The following is a 19,735-nucleotide window of genomic DNA, read 5'->3' on the forward strand; positions in this document are numbered from 1 at the left end:
CACCGAGATGGTCGACCGCGCCGTCGCCCACGGGGACGAGCACGTCATCAAGTTCACCGACACGGCCACCGAGTCCTACGCGCGCACCGGCGACCCGGACACCCTGGCCGCCAGCCGGCGCGCCGGCGACCTGATCGGCCGCTGAGGGGCCCGTCAGTGCCGGCGGTGCCGCCGCGGCGGCTCGCCGGCGTCCACGCTCTCGTGCAGCGTGGCGAGCACCTCGTTCTCCCTGAGCACCATCGGGTCCGTGCGCAGGTCCCGCCACAGCGACCAGCAGAGCCCGATCATCACCAGGGCGAACGGCGCCGCCACGATGATCGTGAGGTTCTGCAGGCCGCTCAACGCGTCCCCGCCACCACCGCCCGCCAGCAGCATCACGATGGCCACGCCACCCATCAGCACGCCCCAGAAGATCACCACGTTGCGCTTCGGGTGCACCGAGCCGCCCTGGGACAGCGTGCCCATCACGATCGACGCCGCGTCCGCGCCGGACACGAAGAAGATCGACACGAGGATGATCACCAGCACCGCGGCCACCGTGGACAGCGGCAGGTGCTCCAGGAACGCGAAGGTCATCGCCTGGGAGTTGCCGTCGGGGTTGTACACCCAGGTCGACGGGTTGTAGACGTCGGCGAGCGTGCCGTTCGCGTTGTGCTCGGCGAGCTGCTGCGGCGTCAGGTGCTGCGCCGCGAGCGCCTCGCGCTGCTGCTGGATCGCCGCGCCGCCGAAGATCGCGAACCAGAACAGGCTCACGACGCTCGGCACCAGGATCACCCCGGCCACGAACTGCCGGATCGACCGGCCGCGGCTGATCCGCGCGATGAACATGCCGACGAACGGCGTCCAGGAGATCCACCACGCCCAGTAGAAGATCGTCCAGCCGCCGAGCCAGGTCTGCATCGCCTCGCCGCCGGTCGCGCCGGTGCGGCCGGACATCTCCGCGAACTCGCGGACGTAGTCGCCGATCGCGCCGGGGACCAGGTTGAGGATCAGCACGGTCGGGCCGACGACCAGCACGAAGAAGGCCAGGATCGCCGCGAGCACCATGTTGATGTTCGACAGCCACTGGATGCCCTTGGCCACCCCGGACACCGCCGACGCGACGAACGCGATCGTGAGGATCGCGATGATGATCACCAGCAGCAGCGCGCCCGGCTCGCCGACCCAGCCGACGTACCGCATGCCCTCGCCGACCTGCAGCGCGCCCAGGCCCAGCGACGCGGCCGAGCCGAACAGCGTGGCGAAGATCGCCATGATGTCGATGGCCTTGCCGAGCGGGCCCTCGGTCCGGCGCTCGCCGAGCAGCGGCGCGAACACCGAGCTGAACAGCTGCCGGCGGCCGCGGCGGAACGTGCTGTAGGCGATCGCGAGGCCCACGACCGCGTAGATCGCCCACGGGTGGACGGTCCAGTGGAACAGCGTCGTCGCCATCGCGGTGTGGACGGCCTCGTCCGACGCCGGCAGCGCGGTGCCCGGCGGCGGGGTCATCAGGTGGGTGACCGGCTCGGCCACGCCGAAGAACATCAGGCCGATGCCCATGCCCGCGCTGAACATCATCGCGATCCAGGAGACCGTGCGGAACTCAGGCTTCTCCTTGTCCGCGCCGAGCGGGATCCGGCCGTACCGGCTGATCGCCAGGCCGATGGCGAAGATGACGAATCCACTTGCGACGAGCACGAAAGCCCAGCCGCCGTAGGGAATGATGCCCTTGTTCAGCACGCTGCCGGCGACGTCGATCAGCGAGTCGGTGCCGAGTACGCCCCACAGCAGGAAGACCACGGTGAGCGCGGCCGACACTCCGAACACGACACGATCGGTGACCGGCGGCCGGTCGGCCGCGGCGGTCACCGATTCCCCTGACACCCCAACGACTTCCTCGTGACCCGGCCCGGTCTCCTCCGGCGCTTTCGCGTCAGCCACGGCGCCTCCCTCCGACTTTCAGGCATCCGGACATGGTGTGCGGCAGCCTAAACCGTTGGTCAACTCAGCGGAGCCGGGGTGTTGCGCAATGTGATGCAGCGGTGTTTCCGTTACCCAACCGAGTTCTGGGGCGTCCGGGTCCGCGCGGCACGCACCGCCGGCACCGTAGCGAGGCCCGCCAGTAGGAAGAGCCCGCCGAGCAGCAGCCACCCGGCCGTGCCCCAGCTGATGATCAGCGTGGTGACGAGCAGCGGGCCGAGCATCCGCGCCACGGTGCACCCGGAGCCGAAGAACCCCTGGTACTGGCCGTGCTTACCCGCCGGGGCGAGGTCGAAACCGAGCTGCCAGGAACCGCTGGCCTGCATCAGCTCCGCGAGCGACCCCGCCGCGGACAGCGCGAACACCACGCAGGCCACCAGCAGCACCGCGCCGGCCGCGCGGACCTGCCGGGCCGCGGTGTCCACATCGGTCACCAGCGGCGCCGCCACCGTCCAGCCCGGCGCGTCGGTCCGCCGCACGATCCACAGTGGAATGCCCAGGGTGACGAGAACCAGTTCCGGCGCAGCTGCGCTGGGCCGATGTGTCAGCCGACGACGCGGCGGATCACCGTGATCGGGCCGATGGCGTCGATGCCGCCGATCTTCACCGTCTCGCCGAAGCTGGGCGCGTGCACCGCCCGGACGTTGTCCACGGCGATCGCGACGTGGTGCACGGGCTGGTAGTAGAAGATCAGGTCGCCGGCCCGCACGTCGGCCCGGGACACCGCCTGGCCCACCGTCGCCTGCTGGCGCGACACCCGCGGCAGCGCCACCCCGGCGGCCCGGAACGCGGTCTGCACCAGGCCCGAGCAGTCGTAGGAGTCGGGCCCGATCGCGCCCCACAGGTACGGCTTGCCCAGCTGGCCGAGCGCGAACTGGAGCATCCCGCCGATGTTGCCGTTGGGGATGACGACGTCGCTGCCGTAGTCCTCGACGCCCGCGAGCAGCGAGCGCTGGTCCGGCGTGAGGTGGTCGAGCGCGGCCTGCACCTCGGTGATCTGCCGGTTGAGGCCGGTGCGCCGCTTCTGCACCTCGGCGGCGCCGTCGGCCACCTTGGTCTCGGCGGCCGTGGCGGCGGCCGACGCGGCGGCGGCGCGTGCTTCGGCGGCCTCGGCCTCCGCGAGCGCGGTGTCGCCCTGCTGGGGCCCGCCGGTGAGGTGCTGGGCGAGACTGACCGCCTCGAGCTTGCCGAGCAGGTCGTCGGGGCTGGTGCTGCTGGCGAACGCGGACAGCGCGTCGAGGTCGCCGCGCGAGGACAGCGCCTCGGCGACCTGGTCCAGGTTCCGCGCGGCGTTGACCTTCTCGCGGGCCGCGTCGGCGACGGCCTTGGCGGCCTCGGCCGCCCTGGTGGCCTTCGCGGACGCCTGCTGCTGCGTGGTGAGGTTCTCCTGGACGATCAGGAGCTCCTCGTTGACGCGCTCGGCCTCCCGGCTGAGGTCCTGGTAGTGCGCGAGCAGGCCGGCGACGGTGGTCGGCTGGGCCGCCACCTGCGTCGGCGCCACCAGCAGCGTCGCGGTCAACACCACGACACCGCCGAGCGAGGCCAGCACTCCGCGCACCACGACTCCTTCCCCCCACCAGAGCGGTCACGACCATTGTTCAGCAAAGGTCGGGCCCGGGGCGTGGTTCGGGACAACGGGGCAACAACATCTGCACCAACGGACAGTAGGACAATGCGGATAACGTGACCGTTAGGGTCTTGCGGGTGACCAGCAGCCTCTACGCCGTCAGCGACCTGCACGTCTCCTACCCGGAGAACCGCGACGTGGTCAGCGGCCTGCGCGCGGAGTCGCCCGGGGACTGGCTGCTCGTTGCGGGCGACGTGGCCGAGCGGTTCGCGAGCGTCGAGTGGGCGCTCGGGACGCTGCGGGAGAAGTTCGCCAAGGTTATCTGGGTGCCGGGCAACCACGAGCTGTGGACCCCGCCCGACGACCCGGTGACGCTGCGCGGGGTGGCCCGGTACGAGGCGCTGGTCGAGATGGCCCGGCGGCTCGACGTCGTGACGCCGGAGGACCCGTACCCGGTGTGGACCGGCGGCGCCGAGCCGGTGACGATCGCGCCACTGTTCCTGCTCTACGACTACACCTTCCGGCCGGACGGGTGCGCCACCAAGGCCGAGGGCCTCGCGTACGCGCACCAGACCGGCGTCGTGTGCACCGACGAGTACCTCCTGCACCCCGACCCGTACCCGACCCGGGACGCCTGGAGCCGGGCCAGGGTCGCCACGACCGAGGCCCGGCTCGCCGAGATCACGACGCCGACCGTGCTGGTGAACCACTACCCGCTGGTCCGCGAGCCCACGCGGGTGCTGCGCTACCCGGAGTTCGCCCAGTGGTGCGGCACCGAGGCGACCGCCGACTGGCACACCCGCTTCAACGCCGCCGCCATGGTCTACGGGCACCTGCACATCCCGCGCACCACGGTCTACGACGGCATCCGCTTCGACGAGGTCTCGTTGGGCTACCCACGCGAGTGGCAGCCCCGCAAGCGCCCGCACGGACTCCCCCGCCGCATCCTGCCGCCGGACCCGACCCGCACGGTCACGTAGCCGGCAAGGACCGCGATGCGAACCAGGCGCAGCGCGTCCTAGACGGACCGCCGAGCGACCCGCTGGTAGGAAACCCCGGCCAGCAGCACCGTCCCGGCGAGCAGGATGCCGGACTCGGTCCACTGGAACCGCCAGTACCGGTCCGCCGGGTGCACGTAGGTGATGAGCCGGTACCCCTTCTCCCGCAAGCAGTCCAGGTAGGACGTCTGCGGCACGCCCCCACACTCGGCCATCGAGCCGTTGGCGACCTCGACCCCGGCAGGGGTGAGCCAGGCGCTTCCGGCGATGAGCACGTCATCGGCCGGCAGCTCTGCCGGCTCCACGATCCGCTCCGGCGTCGCGTAATGCTCGCGCAGCGCCAACACCCCGAACAGCGCCAGGAAGAACACGGCCAACGTCACCGCCATCGCCGGAAGCAGCCGGCGGAACACCGCCCCACCGGCCACCCCCAGCGCGAACCCGAACAACCACCAGGCCCCCGCGACAACCCCGGAGGTCGTGAACACCCCCAGGTCGCCGAACCGGCTGGCGTAGTGCGTGCCGGCGAACGTGGCGGTCCACGCGTTGACCATCGCGCCGAGGCCCAGCCCGCACAGGGTCACCCCGGTGGCGAGCCAGGCGAGCTTCGCCGCCACCCACCGGCGCCGGGTCACCGACTGCGTCCACGCCAGCACCAGCGTGCCGCGCTCGTACTCCCGCGCCAGCAGCGGCGCACCCCAGAAAACGCCGATCAGCAACGGCGCCGCCGGCAGCCACGTGACCACCTGGTAGACCAGCTGGTACCGCGGGCCCAGCACCGCGTCGAGCTCGGCGCCGGACAACCCGGCCTTGAGGTCGACGGTGCCGAGGCCCTGCACGAGCAACGCCACGCCGAGCGCGGCCAGCGCCCCGGCGGTGAGGACGAGCTGCATCCGGTGCTGCCGGACGGTCAGCCAGAACATGTGATCTCCCAAGAGAAAGAACCAGTCAGGGCACGCGGCGGACGGCCACCGCGGCCAGTGCGAGCGACACGAGGAACAGCACGCCGGCCTCCAGCCACTGGAACGACCAGTACCGGTCGGCCGGCTGGTAGTCGGCGAACCACTGGTACCCGCGCGCGTTCATACAGTCGAAGTAGCCGCCAGGATCCGACGCGCACGCCCACATCGACGTCGTGTCGAGCCGGTGGCCGGCGGCGTCGGTCCACCCGGAGTCGACGATCAGCGCCCCGGCCGGAACGTTCCAGTCGACGCCGACCTCCGTGTTGACCGACCATTCGTCGCCATGGGCGACCATCGTGGCGGGCTCGATCCGCACCGGCGTGGCGTAGTGCTCCCGGACGTCCCCCGACGTGACGGCCGCGAACACCGCGAAGAACACCACGAGGGTCACCGCCATCGCGGGCAGCAGCCTGCGCAGCACCGCCCCGGCGGCCACCCCCAGCGCGAACGCGAAGAGCCACCACCCCGCCGGCGCCACCCCGGTCACCGCGAACACGGGCAGGTTGGCGAACCGGTCCGCGGCCCGCTCGCCGGTGAACCCCGCCGACCACGCGCCGAACGCGAGGCCGAACGCCAGGCCGGCGAGGCTCACCAGCACCCCCAGTCCCGCGAGCTTGACCAGCAGCCACCGCCGCCGCGACACCGACTGGGTCCACGCCAGCACGTTCGTGCCGCGCTCGTACTCCAGCGCCAGCACCGGCACGCCCCAGAAGATCCCGACGAGCGCGGGCACCGCCGCGAGCCACGGCACGAGCGTGAGCACCGAGCGGAGATGGTCCGCGCCGTCCTGGTAGGCCAGCAGCAGCCCGCCGAGCAGGACCAGCAGTGCGGCGGTGGCGAACGCCTGCGCCCGGTGCTGGCGCCAGACCAGCCAGGTCATCGCGTGCTCGCCAGCATCGGCCGCGGCAGCGTGGCGGCATCGGGCCTGCGCAGGTACGCGAGCACCAGCTCCTCCAGCCCGACCGGGCGGGCGGTCCACCGCGGGTCGAGCGCCGGCGCGTCGGCCCGCACCAGCAGGGTGGCCTGCCGGTCGGTGCGCTTGTCGTCCACTGTGGTCAGCCGGCCCGCGACCCCGTCGGCGAGCTCGGCCGGGCCGGTGAGCAGCCGGTGCGCGGTCAGCAGCTCCTCGATGTCGCCGCTCACCTGCACCCGCCCGCCGTTGAGCACGACGAGCCAGTCGCAGGTGTTCTCCAGGTCCGACACCACGTGCGAGGACAGCACCACGGTCATCCCGGTCTCGGCCACCGCGGCCATCAGCCCGCGCATGACCTCGTGGCGTGCCAACGGGTCCAGGTTGGCGAGCGGCTCGTCGAGCAGCAGCAGCTCCGGCCGCTTGGCCAGCGCCACGGTGAGCGCGACCTGCGCCTGCTGGCCGCCGGAGAGCTTGCCCACCTTGCGGTCCAACGGAATGCCGAGCTCGCCGAGCCGCGTGACGGCCAGCTCCTGGTCCCAGCCCGGGTTCATGCGCCGGCCGAACGTCAGCATCTCGGCCACCGAGAACCCGTCGTACAAGGGCTTGCCCTGAGCCAGGAACGCGATCCGGGCCAGCGTCCGGCGGTCCCGGTCGACCGTCGCGCCGAGCACCTCGACGGTCCCCGCGGTGGGCGTCAGCAGCCCGACCGCCAGGTGCAGCAGCGTCGTCTTGCCGGCGCCGTTCGGGCCCACGAGCGCGACCACCCGGCCGGCGGGTACCGCCAGCGTGCAGTCCCGCAGCGCCCAGCTGCGCCGGTACCTCTTCCCCAGGCCGGTGGCGGTCAACACCGTCATGCCGTGTCCTCCCCTGAACGATCCATCAACCGAAACGAGTCCAGCACCACCGAGGCGAACAACGCCTCCACGTCCTCCGGGTCCAGCCCTGCCGAGCGGGCGTCCCGTACCCAGGCCGCGAGCGTGTCGCGGAGCCGGGCGTGCTCGGTCACCGACGCGCCGCCGAGCGAGCGCTGCACGAACGTGCCGAGCCCGGGCCGGCCGGCCACCAGCCCCTCGCGCTCGAGCTCCCGGTACGCCTTCAGCACGGTGTTCGGGTTGATTGCCAACTGGTCCACGACCTCCTTCGCGGTCGGCAGCCGGTCCCCCGGCCGCAGCACCCCCAGCCGCAGCGCCTGTTTGACCTGGTGCACGAGCTGGAGGTACGTCGCGACGCCGGAGCCCCGATCAAGCCTGAAGTCGATCACTCCAACACCCTTTCACTAATGAAGTAGTGAAATAGTGAATGGTGCCCGAACCGTTGTCAAGCGGGCGGATGCTTTCCGGCCAAAGCCACTCGGGGCCGTTCCCGCGCGGACTAGGCTGACGATCACCGTCGGGGGGAAGGTGCGGCCCGGTCGTGGCCGTTCGGAAAGGTGCGCAGTGTTGATCGCCACTCATCCACGGGCGGGTCGAGCGTGAGCGCCCCCGTCCTCGCGCCGCCGGCGGACCCGCCGCAGCGCCCGGGCAGGCTCACCGAGCTGAACGAGCTCGCCCGCACCACGCCGGGGCTGCTGACCCTGCTCACCGTCGTACTCGTCGCGGTCAGCGTGCTGGTCGGCGTGTTCTCCGCGATCAGCGTGCAGGCCCGGGTCACCGCGCTCGACGACCTCACCACCCGCAGCGGGCCGCTGAGCGTGGCCGCGCAGGAGATCTACCGCTCGCTGTCCGACGCCGACGCCACCGCGACGAGCGCGTTCCTGGCCGGCGGCGAGGAGCCCGCCGACCAGCGCGCCCGGTACCAGACCGACATCGCGCAGGCCGAGAACGCGCTCGCGATCGCCGTCGCCGCGCGGGAGCCGGCCGACGTCACCGCCGCGGGCAGCCCGCTCGCCACCCTGTCCTCGCAGCTGTCCGTCTACACCGGACTGGTCGAGACCGCGCGGGCCAACAACCAGCAGGGCCTGCCGGTCGGCGCGGCCTACCAGCGCGAGGCGTCGAACCTGATGCGCACGCAGCTGCTGCCGGCCGCCGAGGAGCTCTACCGCGCCGAGACCGCGCAGGTGGCCGCCGACCAGGACGCGGCGGGCGGCTTCCCGTTCCTCGAGATCCTGCTCGGCGTCATCGCGCTCGCGGCGCTGATCATGGGCCAGGTGTTCCTGCGCCGGAGCACCAACCGGGTGTTCAACGTCGGCCTCGTCGTGGCCACCGCCGCGGCGCTGGTCTCGCTGCTCTGGACGATCGTCGCCACGGTCGGCGTGATGACCAACGTCGGCCAGAGCCGCGACTCCGGCTCGGTGAAGGTCGAACAGCTCGCCCAGGCCCGCATCGCCACGCTCACCGCCCGGTCCGACGAGACGCTCACCCTGGTCGCCCGCGGCAGCGGCGCGAAGTTCGAGGAGGACTACGTCAAGGTCGCCGAGCGGCTCGGCGGCAAGGACGGCTCGGGCGGCCTGCTCGGCGCCGCGTCGGCGGCCGCGATCGACGAGGCGACCCGCGGCCACGTCGACGCCGCCCAGCAGGCGTGGGGGCAGTGGGCCGACGTGCACAGGCAGATCCGCGCGGCCGACGACGGCGGCACCTACACCCAGGCGGTGCAGCTCGCCATCGGCCCGCAGGACAACGGCGCCACTGCGCGGTTCGACCAGGTCGACAAGGAGCTGAGCCAGGCGATCGCGCGCACCACCCAGCGCTTCAACGACGAGGTGTCCCAGGCCGGCAACGCGGTCACCGGCACGGTCATCGGGATCATCCTGCTGGCCGTGGTGATGGCCGCCGGCGCGGTGGCGGGCATCTGGCAGCGGCTCAAGGAGTACCGATGAACCGTCGGAGCATCACGGCCGTCCTGGCCGGCGCGCTGCTGCTGGTGGCGGGCTGCGGCACCAGCGCGGCCGTCCCGCCCACCGAGGTGAGCGCGAAGGTGCCGCTGCCGGCCGGCGCCACCGAGCTCACCGAGCCCCCGGCGGCGCCCCCCGCCGCGGACTGCGGCGACCCCACCGCGAGCCTGCGCCCGCAGGGTGCCCTGCCCGCGCCGAACGCGCTGCCGCCCGGCTCGACGATGGCCAAGATCAAGGCCAAGGGCAAGCTGGTCGTCGGCGTCGACCAGAACACCTTCCGGTTCGGCTACCGGGACCCGTTCACCGGCAGCGTCTCGGGCTTCGACATCGACATGGCCAAGGCGATCGCGCAGGCGATCTTCGGCACCCCCAGCGCGGTGCAGCTGCGCATCCTCACCTCCAGCCAGCGCATCCCGGCGCTCAAGGCGGGCGACGTCGACATCGTCATCCGGACCATGTCGATCAACTGCGAACGGCTCAAGGACGTCGCCTTCTCCTCGGTGTACTACGAGGCCGGCCAGCGGGTGCTGGTGAAGAAGGCGTCGGGGTTCACCGGCATCGGCTCGCTCGGCGGCAAGCGGGTGTGCGCCACCGACGGGTCGACGTCGCTGCGCAACATCGCCGGCGCGCCGAGCAAGCCCGTGCCGGTCCAGGTCAACGACTGGACCGACTGCCTGGTGATGCTGCAGCAGAACCAGGTCGACGCGGTGTCCACCGACGACACGATCCTGGCCGGCCTCGCCGCGCAGGACCCGTTCACCGAGATGGTCGGCAAGCCGTTCTACAGCGAGCCGTACGGGATGGCGATGCCCAAGGGGCAGACGGACTTCGTGCGGTTCGTCAACGCGGTGATCGAGCGGATGCGCACCGACGGCAGCTGGAAGGCCAACTACAACCGCTGGCTCGCCGACCTCCTCGGCCCGGCCCCCGCCCCGCCGGCGGCGAAGTACCGGGACTGAGCGGCATGTGTATACCGGAGACGTGCGGATGCAAGGGTTGCTGAGCCGAGAGGAGGTCGACCGCGCCCTCGACCGGCTCGGCGCCGACAGCGACCGGATCGCCGCGTCGCTGGTCGAGATGGACGGCCATGCCGGCCACCAGCTGCTGCGCGGCGCCTCGCTCGCCGGCGACACCGCGCGCCGCTGGGCCGAGGCGAGCGCGGCGATGGCCACCCTGTGGGAGCAGTTCGCCACCTACCGCGGGCTCGTCGACCGCGCCCGCGAGGTCCGGGCCCGCCGCGCCCGGCCGGGCGACGACGAGCTGGCCGAGCTCACCGCGTTGCTCACCGATCCGGTGGTGGAGCTGGACTCCCAGCAGGTCCCCATCGAGCGGCGCGGGCTCACCGGCGCGGCCGAGGTCACCCAGCGGATCACCCTCGACGACCTGCTCGGCCGGATGAACTCGGCGTTCACGATGGTCACCGACGTGCTGGCCACCGCGGAGGCCGCGTGGTCGGCGGCGATCGGCCGGCTCGACCCGCTGGCCCAGGACCTGCGCGCGGTGTCCGTGCGGGCGGAGTCGGTCGCCGCGGCCGACAGGGGGGTGGCCGCCGAGGTCAGCCGGCTCGACGCCGACCTCGACGCGGCCCGCGAGCTGGTGCTCACCGACGTGCTCACCGCGGCCAGCAAGGACCCGCTGCCCGGCATCGCCACCCGGCTCGGCGCGCTGCGCACCCGGCTGGCCGAGCTCGTGGCGGTCCGCGACTCGTTCGACGGCAGGCTCGCCGCGCTCGACCGGACGCTGTCCGACATCGAGGCCGCCGAGGCCACCGCCCGCCAGACCTACACCGCCGTGCAGGACAAGATCCTCAACCCGGGCCTGCCCGAGCCGGCCGCCGACGGGTCGGCGCGGCTGCGCCCCCGCGTCCAGGCGCTGCTCGGCAAGCGCGACGCCGGCGACTGGGCCGGCCTCGCCGCCGAGGCCGACGCGCTGGACCGGGTCGCCGCCGACACGCTCGACGCGGCCCGGCGGTCGCTGCGTGCGGTCGGCGGGCTGCTCGACCGGCGCGCGGAGCTGCGCGGCCGGCTCGAGGCCTACCGGGTGAAGGCGGCCCGACTCGGCTACGGCGAGGACCTGGCGCTGGAGAAGCTGCACGAGCAGGCGCGCGGGCTGCTGTTCACCGCGCCCTGCGACCTGCCCGCCGCCACCCGCGCGCTCAACCGCTACCAGCAGGCTTTGCAGGACCGGGAGCGCCCGCCGCACCCGGCTTCCCAGGAGGGGTCCGAATGACCGCATGCCCCCGGCCGGGCTGTACCGGCAGCATCGACGAGGACGGGTTCTGCGACACGTGCGGCCTCGAGGCCCCCGCCGGCACCGCGGTCGCGCCGTCCCCGAACGGCGACGGCGCCACGCCGAGCGCCCGCACGGGCAGCGTGCGCACCGGCAGCGTCCGGACGGGCAGCGCACGCACCGGCAGCGTCTCGTGGACCACCTCGTCGGGCGCCGTGACCACCAGCTCGCGGCGCGGCTCCGCCCGCTCGTCGACCCGCGGCCTGCTCGGCGCCGGCCTGGTCGAGGTGCCCCGGGTGGCCTACCGGGATCCGAAGTCCGCGGTGCTCACCGACCCGAAGGTGCCGGAGGACAAGCGGTTCTGCAGCAACTGCGGCACCAAGGTCGGCCGCGGCCGGGACGGCACCCCTGGCCGGCCGGAGGGCTTCTGCACCAAGTGCGGCCACCGCTACTCCTTCACCCCCAAGCTCTCCGCCGGCGAGATCCTGCACGACCAGTACGAGGTGCTCGGCTGCCTCGCCCACGGTGGCCTGGGCTGGATCTACCTCGCGCTCGACCGCGCCGTCGCCGACCGCTGGGTGGTGCTCAAGGGCCTGCTCGACACCGGCGACGCGGACGCGATGGCCGCGGCGGTGGCCGAGCGGCGCTTCCTCGCCGAGGTCGAGCATCCCAACATCGTCAAGATCCACAACTTCGTGCAGCACCACGACGTCGGGACCAACTCGATGGTCGGCTACATCGTGATGGAGTACGTCGGCGGCGAGTCCGTCAAGGACATGCTCAAGCAGATCCGGCAGACCGAGGGCGCCAACGCGTGCCTGCCGCTGCCCCGGGCCATCGCCTACGTGCTGGAGATGCTGCCGCCGATCGGCTACCTGCACACGCTCAACCTGCTGTTCTGCGACTTCAAGCCGGACAACGTGATCCAGACCGAGGAGCAGCTCAAGCTCATCGACCTCGGCGCGGTGCGGCACGTCGACGACGAGGACAGCGCGGTCTACGGCACGATCGGCTACCAGGCGCCGGAGATCGCGAGCGCCGGCCCGTCGATGTCCTCGGACCTCTACACGATCGGCCGCACGCTCGCGGTGATGACCTTCCCGTTCGACTTCCAGCGCCAGCACCAGACCACGCTGCCCTCCCCCGCCGAGGAGCCGATCCTCGCCGAGTTCGAGTCCTACGACCGGCTGCTGCGCCGGGCCACCGCGCACGAGCCGAGCGCCCGGTTCACCTCCGCCGAGGAGATGAAGGACCAGCTCACCGGCGTGCTGCGGGAGGTGCTGGCGGCCGAGGACGGCGTGCCGCGGCCCGGTCCGTCGACCGAGTTCACCCCGGAGCGCCGGTCGTTCGGCATCCGGACCGAACCCGGCACCCCGCTGGACCTCAAGGCCATCGTCGGGATGCTGCCGGTGCCCCGGGTGGACGGCACCGACCCGGCCGCCGCGTTCCTCGCGACCATCACCTCGACCGACCCCGCCTCGCTGATCGAGGAGCTCGACCACGCCCCGCAGTCCACTGTGGAGGTCCGGCTGCGGGCCGCGCGGGCGCACATCGAGCTCGGGGACCTGGCCACCGCCCGGCGCCGGCTCGACGAGCTGGCCCGGGACGCCGTGGACCTCGACCGCCTGTGGCTCATCGACTGGCACCGGGGCCTGGCCGCGCTCGCCGAGGGCGACGCGGCCGGGGCCCGGCAGAGGTTCGACCGGGTGTACGCGGCGGTGCCGGGCGAGGCCGCGCCCAAGCTCGCGATCGCTGTGTGCGCCGAGGTCACCGGCGACCACCTCGCGGCCGACAAGTTCTACCGCACGGTGTGGCGCACCGACCGCGCCTACGTCAGCGCCGCGTTCGGGCTGGCCAGGGCGCTGCTCGCGCTCGGCGAGCGGCTCGAGGCGGTGGACGTGCTCAGCTCTGTGCCGGAGACGTCCAACCACTACGTCGCCGCCCAGCTCGCCGCGATCCGCGCCCGCATCCGGGTGGGTGCCGCGGGCGACCTGACCGAGGAAGATCTGGTGGCCGCCGGCGCGCAGCTGGCGGACCTGGAGATCGACGCGGAGCGCCGGGCGCACGCGTCCAGCGAGGTGCTGGACGCCGCGTACCGGTGGCTCCTGGCCGGCAACGACGGCCGGGGGTCGGGCACCGTCCTCGGCTGCGCGCTGACCGAGGATGATCTGCGCATCGGCCTCGAGAGGTGCTACCGCACGCTGGCCCGGCACGCGGACAACACGAGGGAGCGCATCGCTTTGGTGGACACGGCCAACCGGATCCGGCCCAGGACGTGGGTGTGATGACCTGCCCCAACTGCGGCGAGACCGTCGGCGCCAACGACCGGTTCTGCGAGGGCTGCGGCACGAGCCTGCTGGTCGCCCGCACCCCGGTGGGCGGGCCGCTCGGCAAGACCGGCGGCGGCCCGTGCGTGGGCTGCGGCGGCGCCAACGTCGGCGCGGAGGGGTTCTGCGAGGACTGCGGGCGCGCCCAGCCGACCGGCCGGGACCGGATGGAGCACGACCTCGGGCTCGTCGCGGGGGTCAGCGACAAGGGCGCCCGCCGCGCCCGCAACGAGGACTCGATGGCGTTCGGCGTGGTCGCCGGCGAGTCGCCGACCGTCGTCGCGGTGGTGTGCGACGGGGTGGCCACCTCCGACCGCGCGGACAACGCCTCGCAGGCCGCCGTCGACGAGGCCACCACCGTCCTGCTGGACGCGGTCCTCGAGGGCAAGGACGCCGACGGCGCCACCCGGGCCGCGGTGGCCAGGGCGATCGACGTGGTCACCGCGCTCGCCGACCCGAGCGTGCCGGGCACCGCGCCGTCGTGCACGTTCGTCTCCGCCGTCGTCACGCCCACCGAGGTCACCGTCGGCTGGGTCGGCGACAGCCGCATCTACTGGCTCGCCGCGGCCGGCTCGCGTCCCCTCACCATCGACGACACGGTCGCCACCGAGCTCGTCGCCGAGGGCATGAGCGAGGAGGAGGCGATGTCGGTGCACCAGGCGCACGCGCTGTCCAAGTGGATCGGCGCGGACGCGGGCGACATCGAGCCGCGGACGCTCACGTTCACCCCGGACGGCCCCGGGCTGGTGCTGCTGTGCAGCGACGGGCTGTGGAACTACCTGCCGGAGCCGCAGGCGCTGGTCGACGCGCTGCCCGCGCCGCCGACCGAGGTGGACCTGCTGCCGGCGGCGAGCGAGCTGACCCGCGTCGCGCTCGCGCTGGGTGGCCACGACAACATCACCACCGTGCTCGTGCCGTTCCCCCCGAACCCGACACCGTCAGGAGCGTGAGATGACCGGAGCACCGGAGTTCGCGGTGGAGGTCTACCAGAACGAGTACCTGTCGGTCGGCGCCACCGAGGTCAACGCGATCATCACGGTCACCACGACCGGCGGCGCGGCCAGCCCGACCACCGCCGCGCCGGCCGGGTCGTCGGCCGAGGTGATCATCGTCGACTGCTCCGGCTCGATGCACGTGCCGCGCACCAAGCTGTCCTCGGCCAAGCAGGCCACCGCGGCCGCCATCGACACGCTGCGCGACGGCGTCCTCTTCGCGGTGATCGCCGGCACCGACGAGGCGCGGCTCGTCTACCCGTACCGGCACGACATGGTCGAGGCGAACGCGCAGACCAGGGCCGAGGCCAAGCAGGCGGTCACGAAGCTGCAGGCCAACGGCGGCACGGCGATCGGCAAGTGGCTGCAGCTCGCCGACAGCGTGTTCGCCACCCGGACCAGCTCGATGCGGCACGCGATCCTGCTCACCGACGGGCAGAACATGCACGAGACGCCGCGCCAGCTCACCCGCACCATCGACGCGGTCACCGGCAAGTTCGTCTGCGACTGCCGCGGCGTGGGCACCGACTGGGAGGTCAAGGAGCTGCGCACGATCGCCGACGCGCTGCTCGGCACCGTCGACATCGTCGCCGAGCCGGAGGACCTCGAGGCCGACTTCCGGGCGATGGCCGCGCAGGCGATGGACAAGGCGGTCGCCGACGTGTCGCTGCGGCTGTGGACCCCGCAGGGCGCGTCGATCAAGTACGTCAAGCAGGTCGAGCCGACGCTGGCCGACCTCACCGCGCGGCGCACCGAGGTGCCCCCGCGCAGCGGCGACTACCCGACCGGCTCGTGGGGCTCGGAGACGCGGGACTACCACGTGTGCGTGCAGGTGCCGGCCGCCGCCACCGGCGAGAAGATGCTGGCCGGCCGGGTGAGCCTGGTGCTGCCCGCCGCCGACGGCTCGGACACCGTGGTCGGCAAGGGCAACATCCTCGCCGTGTGGACCGACGACACGGCGCTGTCCACCCGGATCAACCGGGAGGTCGCGCACTACACCGGGCAGGCCGAGCTCGCCGACGTCATCCAGGAGGGCCTGGAGGCACGCAAGGCCGGCGACGTCGAGACCGCCACCGCCAAGCTGGGCCGCGCGGTCAAGCTCGCCACCGAGACCGGCCACTCGGACACCGCGAAGCTGCTGGCCAAGGTCGTCGACATCGAGGACGCCAAGACCGGCACCGTGCGGCTCAAGCGCAAGGTCGCCGCGGTGGACGAGATGACCCTGGACACCCGGTCCAGCAAGACGATGCGGGTGCGCAAGAAGTCCGCCGACTCGGCCGACGCCGCCGACTCCTCCGACGCCGAGAGCTGAGAGGCGCCGCCCATGCCCACCTGTCCGGCCGGTCACGACTCCGCCGACGACGAGTTCTGCGACGTCTGCGGCCGGGAGATGGACGGCGCCGCCCCCGCCCCCGCCGTCCCGGCTTCCGGTGCGTCGGCCGGTGCGCCCGCGGCGGCCGGCGAGCCGGACGTGCCGCCGGCGGGGGCCACCTGCCAGGCGTGCGGGGCGCCGCTGGCCGGCCGGTTCTGCGAGGCATGCGGCCACGACTCCCTGACCGCTCCCCCGACCCCGGCGCCGGCCCCGGCCGGCGGCCCCGAGCCCGCCCCGGCGGTGCCGACGGACCGGCTGCCGGACGGCACCGCGTGGACCGCGACGGTCAGCGCGGACCGGGCCTACTACGACACCGTGATGGCCGCCGAGGGCCCGGACGCCAGCGGGATCACGTTCCCGCCGTTCTGCCCGGACCGGCACTTCCCCTTGCAGGGCAAGCAGATCAGCATCGGCCGGCAGAGCCGCAGCCGCGGCGTCAGCCCGGACATCGACCTCACCGGCCCGCCGGAGGACCCTGGCGTGTCCCACCTGCACGCACTGCTCGTGGCCCAGGGCGACGGCACGTGGGCCGTCGTGGACCTCGACTCGGCCAACGGCCTGTCGGTCAACGAGGAGCCGAGCCCGTTGCGCCCCAACACGCCGCGCCCGCTGACCGACGGCGACCGGGTCTACCTCGGCGCGTGGACCATGATCACGCTACGCCGGAGCCCGTGACCGGGAGTGCTCCCGGCGTCGCGTCCGTAGGCTTGGGCCATGCCCGCCTGTGACATCTGCGACGACCCGCCCGGCCCGGACGCCAAGCGGTACACCGCCAAGCAGCTCCGCGCCGCGGTCGACAGCGGCTACCGGCCGCGCGCGGTCATCGAGGGGTACCGGGCCGTGGCCGGTCGGCTCGGCCTCGACCTGGGCGACGACCACTGGTTCGGCGAGTGGGTCGGCCAGGTGCGCCGGGACCGGACGGACTGGGTGCTGTGCCGCACCTGCGCCACCGGCCTGGACGACCACCTGGGGAAGCCGGCCGGCGGACCACCGCCGCCACCGCGCGGGCGTGGCCTGTTCGGCCGGCGCCGGTAGCCGACCGGGTCGCGCCTCCGCTCGGCCGATCAGGCACGATCGGTGTCACCATGACACTCATCGAGGCGCTCCCGGCCACCCCCGACCCGGACTCCCTGTTCGACGCGTTCGACACCTGGGCGCAGGGGCAGGGCCTGTCGCTGTACCCGGCGCAGCAGGAGGCGATGATCGAGATCGTCTCCGGGTCGAACGTGATCCTGTCGACGCCCACCGGGTCCGGCAAGAGCATGGTCGCGACCGGCGCGCACTTCGTCGCGCTGGCGAAGGGGCTGCGCACCTTCTACACGGCGCCGATCAAGGCGCTGGTGTCGGAGAAGTTCTTCGCGCTGTGCGAGGTGTTCGGCGCGGTCAACGTCGGCATGATCACCGGCGACTCGAGCGTCAACCCGGGCGCGCCGATCATCTGCTGCACGGCGGAGATCCTGGCCAACATCGCGCTGCGCGAGGGCCCGGACGCCAACGTCGGCCAGGTCGTCATGGACGAGTTCCACTTCTACGCCGAGCCCGACCGTGGCTGGGCGTGGCAGGTGCCGCTGCTGGAGCTGCCGCGGGCGCAGTTCCTGCTGATGTCGGCGACGCTGGGGGACGTCGGCCGGTTCGAGGAGGACCTGACCCGGCGCACCGGCCGGCCCACCGCGGTGGTCGTCTCGGCGCAGCGGCCGGTCCCGCTGTTCTACTCCTTCCGGCTCACCCCGCTGCACGAGACGATCGAGGAGCTGCTCTCGACCAACCAGGCGCCGATCTACGTCGTGCACTTCACCCAGGCGGCGGCACTGGAGCGGGCGCAGTCGCTGATGAGCATCAACGTCTGCACGCGCGAGGAGAAGGACAAGATCGCCGCGCTGATCGGCAACTTCCGGTTCACCGCCGGGTTCGGCAGGACCCTGTCCCGGCTGGTCCGGCACGGGATCGGCGTGCACCACGCCGGCATGCTGCCCAAGTACCGCCGGCTGGTCGAGCGGCTCGCCCAGGCCGGCCTGATGAAGGTCGTCTGCGGCACCGACACGCTCGGCGTGGGCATCAACGTTCCGATCAGGACGGTCGTGTTCACCGCGCTGTCCAAGTACGACGGTCAGAAGGTGCGGCTGCTCAAGGCCCGCGAGTTCCACCAGATCGCCGGCCGCGCGGGCCGCGCGGGCTACGACACGGTGGGGAACGTCGTCGTCGAGGCGCCCGAGCACGTGATCGAGAACGAGAAGGCGCTGGCCAAGGCCGGCGACGACCCGAAGAAGCGGCGCAAGGTCGTCCGCAGGAAGCCGCCCGAGGGCTCGATCGGCTGGGGCGAGCCGACGTTCCAGCGCTTGGTCGAGGCCGAGCCGGAGCCGCTGACGTCCAGCTTCCAGGTGAGCCACGCGATGCTGCTGAACGTGATCGGCCGCCCGGGCGACGCCTTCACCGCGATGCGCAAGCTGCTGGAGGACAACCACGAGGAGCGGCCGGCGCAGCGCAAGCTCATCCGCCGGGCCATCGCCATCTACCGGGCGCTGCTCGCCGCGGGGGTCGTGGAGAAGCTTCCGGAGCCCGACGAGCAGGGCCGCACGGTGCGGCTGACGATGGACCTGCAGCTGGACTTCGCGCTGAACCAGCCGCTGTCGCCCCTCGCGCTGGCCACGATCGACCTGCTGAACCGGGACGAGCCGTCCTACCCGCTGGACGTGCTGTCGGTCATCGAGTCCACTTTGGAGGATCCGCGGCAGGTCCTGTCGGCCCAGCAGTTCAAGGCCCGCGGCGAGGCCGTCCAGGCGATGAAGGCAGAGGGCATCGAGTACGACGACCGGATGGCGTTGCTGGAGGACGTGTCGCATCCCAAGCCGCTGGCGGAGCTGCTGAACGCGGCGTACGAGACCTACCGGCGTGGGCATCCGTGGGTCGCGGACTACCACCTGTCGCCGAAGTCGGTGGCGCGCGACATGTTCGAGCGGGCCATGACGTTCGTGGAGTACGTCGGGTTCTACCAGCTGGCCCGCAGCGAGGGCATGGTCCTGCGGTATCTCGCCGACGCCTACAAGGCCCTCCGCCAGACCGTGCCTGCCGAGGCGAAGACCGAGGAGCTGGCGGACCTCATCGAGTGGCTGGGTGAGCTGGTCCGCCAGGTCGACTCGAGCCTGCTGGACGAGTGGGAGAAGCTCACCAACCCGACCGACGACCTCACCCCGGTGGAGGACCGCACCCCCGCGGTGACGGCGAACACCCGGGCGTTCCGGGTCCTGGTGCGCAACGCGCTGTTCCACCGGGTCCAGCTGGCCGCCCGCCGCGACTACGAGGAGCTGGGCGCGCTGGACGCCGAGTCCGGCTGGAACGCGGCCGCGTGGGCGGACGCGCTGGACCCGTACTTCGACCTCCACGACGAGATCGGCACCGGCCCGGACGCCCGCGGCCCGAAGTTCCTCATGATCGAGCAGCACCCGGACCACTGGCAGGTGCGCCAAATCTTCGCCGACCCGGCCGGGGACGGTGACTGGGGCTTCACCGCGGACATAGACCTGACGGCGTCGGACGAGCTGGGCGCCGCGGCAGTGGTGATCACAGCGGCCGGCCAACTCTGACCCGG

At 72.6% G+C, this 19,735-nt stretch carries 17 protein-coding genes; 10 read left to right on the top strand and 7 right to left on the bottom strand.

Annotated elements, in window-relative coordinates:
• Positions 1–153: 153 nt before the first annotated feature.
• The 3 genes from VGD70_RS23440 to VGD70_RS23450 all read right to left on the bottom strand — a co-directional run bounded on the left by VGD70_RS23440 (position 154) and on the right by VGD70_RS23450 (position 3,517).
• Positions 154–1,920, bottom strand: coding sequence for a BCCT family transporter (locus VGD70_RS23440; RefSeq protein ID WP_414638034.1), 1,767 nt, complete (start codon positions 1,918–1,920; stop codon positions 154–156).
• A 110-nt stretch (positions 1,921–2,030) separates the two neighbouring features.
• Positions 2,031–2,438: a hypothetical protein gene (locus VGD70_RS23445; RefSeq protein ID WP_331084790.1), complete on the bottom strand. Its 408-nt coding sequence runs from the start codon at positions 2,436–2,438 to the stop codon at positions 2,031–2,033.
• A gap of 65 nt (positions 2,439–2,503) precedes the next feature.
• Positions 2,504–3,517 (bottom strand): C40 family peptidase, encoded by a 1,014-nt coding sequence (locus VGD70_RS23450; protein WP_331084792.1) that lies wholly within the window; start codon positions 3,515–3,517, stop codon positions 2,504–2,506.
• Between the two features lie 146 nt (positions 3,518–3,663).
• Between VGD70_RS23450 and VGD70_RS23455 the strand changes: the two genes are divergently transcribed.
• Positions 3,664–4,506, top strand: a complete 843-nt coding sequence (locus VGD70_RS23455) for a metallophosphoesterase (protein ID WP_331084794.1) — start codon at positions 3,664–3,666, stop codon at positions 4,504–4,506.
• A 38-nt stretch (positions 4,507–4,544) separates the two neighbouring features.
• Here VGD70_RS23455 and VGD70_RS23460 read toward each other — a convergent pair whose 3' ends face one another.
• Genes VGD70_RS23460 through VGD70_RS23475 form a run of 4 tightly spaced genes read right to left on the bottom strand, consistent with a single transcriptional unit; the run spans position 4,545 to position 7,660 of the window.
• Complete coding sequence (locus VGD70_RS23460; protein ID WP_331084796.1) at positions 4,545–5,447, bottom strand: ABC transporter permease; 903 nt, start codon at positions 5,445–5,447, stop codon at positions 4,545–4,547.
• A gap of 25 nt (positions 5,448–5,472) precedes the next feature.
• On the bottom strand, positions 5,473–6,366 hold the full coding sequence (locus tag VGD70_RS23465; RefSeq protein ID WP_331084798.1) for an ABC transporter permease: 894 nt from the start codon (positions 6,364–6,366) through the stop codon (positions 5,473–5,475).
• The gene (locus tag VGD70_RS23470) at positions 6,363–7,253 is read right to left on the bottom strand and encodes an ABC transporter ATP-binding protein (RefSeq protein ID WP_331084800.1); all 891 of its coding nucleotides are present in this window, start codon (positions 7,251–7,253) and stop codon (positions 6,363–6,365) included. The genes VGD70_RS23465 and VGD70_RS23470 overlap by 4 nt, the downstream gene beginning before the upstream one ends.
• A complete protein-coding gene (locus tag VGD70_RS23475) occupies positions 7,250–7,660 on the bottom strand; it encodes a GntR family transcriptional regulator (protein WP_331084802.1) in 411 nt (136 codons plus the stop codon). Before VGD70_RS23475 ends, VGD70_RS23470 begins: the two co-directional genes overlap by 4 nt.
• A gap of 210 nt (positions 7,661–7,870) precedes the next feature.
• Here VGD70_RS23475 and VGD70_RS23480 point away from each other — a divergent pair, with 210 nt between their 5' ends.
• From VGD70_RS23480 to VGD70_RS23520, 9 genes are read left to right on the top strand one after another with little or no spacing between them, the layout of a single operon-like run.
• On the top strand, positions 7,871–9,214 hold the full coding sequence (locus tag VGD70_RS23480) for a hypothetical protein (RefSeq protein ID WP_331084804.1): 1,344 nt from the start codon (positions 7,871–7,873) through the stop codon (positions 9,212–9,214).
• The gene (locus VGD70_RS23485; RefSeq protein WP_331084805.1) at positions 9,211–10,188 is read left to right on the top strand and encodes a glutamate ABC transporter substrate-binding protein; all 978 of its coding nucleotides are present in this window, start codon (positions 9,211–9,213) and stop codon (positions 10,186–10,188) included. The genes VGD70_RS23480 and VGD70_RS23485 overlap by 4 nt, the downstream gene beginning before the upstream one ends.
• Before the next feature lie 22 nt (positions 10,189–10,210).
• Entirely contained in the window at positions 10,211–11,458 is a 1,248-nt protein-coding gene (locus VGD70_RS23490) for a hypothetical protein (protein WP_331084807.1), read from the top strand.
• A complete protein-coding gene (locus tag VGD70_RS23495) occupies positions 11,455–13,743 on the top strand; it encodes a tetratricopeptide repeat protein (RefSeq protein WP_331084809.1) in 2,289 nt (762 codons plus the stop codon). The genes VGD70_RS23490 and VGD70_RS23495 overlap by 4 nt, the downstream gene beginning before the upstream one ends.
• Positions 13,743–14,735: a protein phosphatase 2C domain-containing protein gene (locus VGD70_RS23500; RefSeq protein ID WP_331084811.1), complete on the top strand. Its 993-nt coding sequence runs from the start codon at positions 13,743–13,745 to the stop codon at positions 14,733–14,735. The genes VGD70_RS23495 and VGD70_RS23500 overlap by 1 nt, the downstream gene beginning before the upstream one ends.
• A 1-nt stretch (position 14,736) precedes the next feature.
• A complete protein-coding gene (locus VGD70_RS23505; protein WP_331084813.1) occupies positions 14,737–16,089 on the top strand; it encodes a VWA domain-containing protein in 1,353 nt (450 codons plus the stop codon).
• A 12-nt stretch (positions 16,090–16,101) separates the two neighbouring features.
• Positions 16,102–16,824 carry an FHA domain-containing protein gene (locus tag VGD70_RS23510; RefSeq protein WP_331084815.1) on the top strand — a complete coding sequence of 241 codons (723 nt, stop codon included), beginning with the start codon at positions 16,102–16,104 and terminating at the stop codon, positions 16,822–16,824.
• A 39-nt stretch (positions 16,825–16,863) separates the two neighbouring features.
• Positions 16,864–17,184 carry a hypothetical protein gene (locus VGD70_RS23515; protein WP_331084816.1) on the top strand — a complete coding sequence of 107 codons (321 nt, stop codon included), beginning with the start codon at positions 16,864–16,866 and terminating at the stop codon, positions 17,182–17,184.
• 50 nt (positions 17,185–17,234) lie between these two features.
• Complete coding sequence (locus tag VGD70_RS23520; RefSeq protein ID WP_331084818.1) at positions 17,235–19,730, top strand: DEAD/DEAH box helicase; 2,496 nt, start codon at positions 17,235–17,237, stop codon at positions 19,728–19,730.
• Positions 19,731–19,735: the final 5 nt, after the last annotated feature.

This window comes from Actinophytocola sp. (genome assembly GCF_036402745.1).
Taxonomy (GTDB): Bacteria; Actinomycetota; Actinomycetes; order Mycobacteriales; family Pseudonocardiaceae; genus Actinophytocola.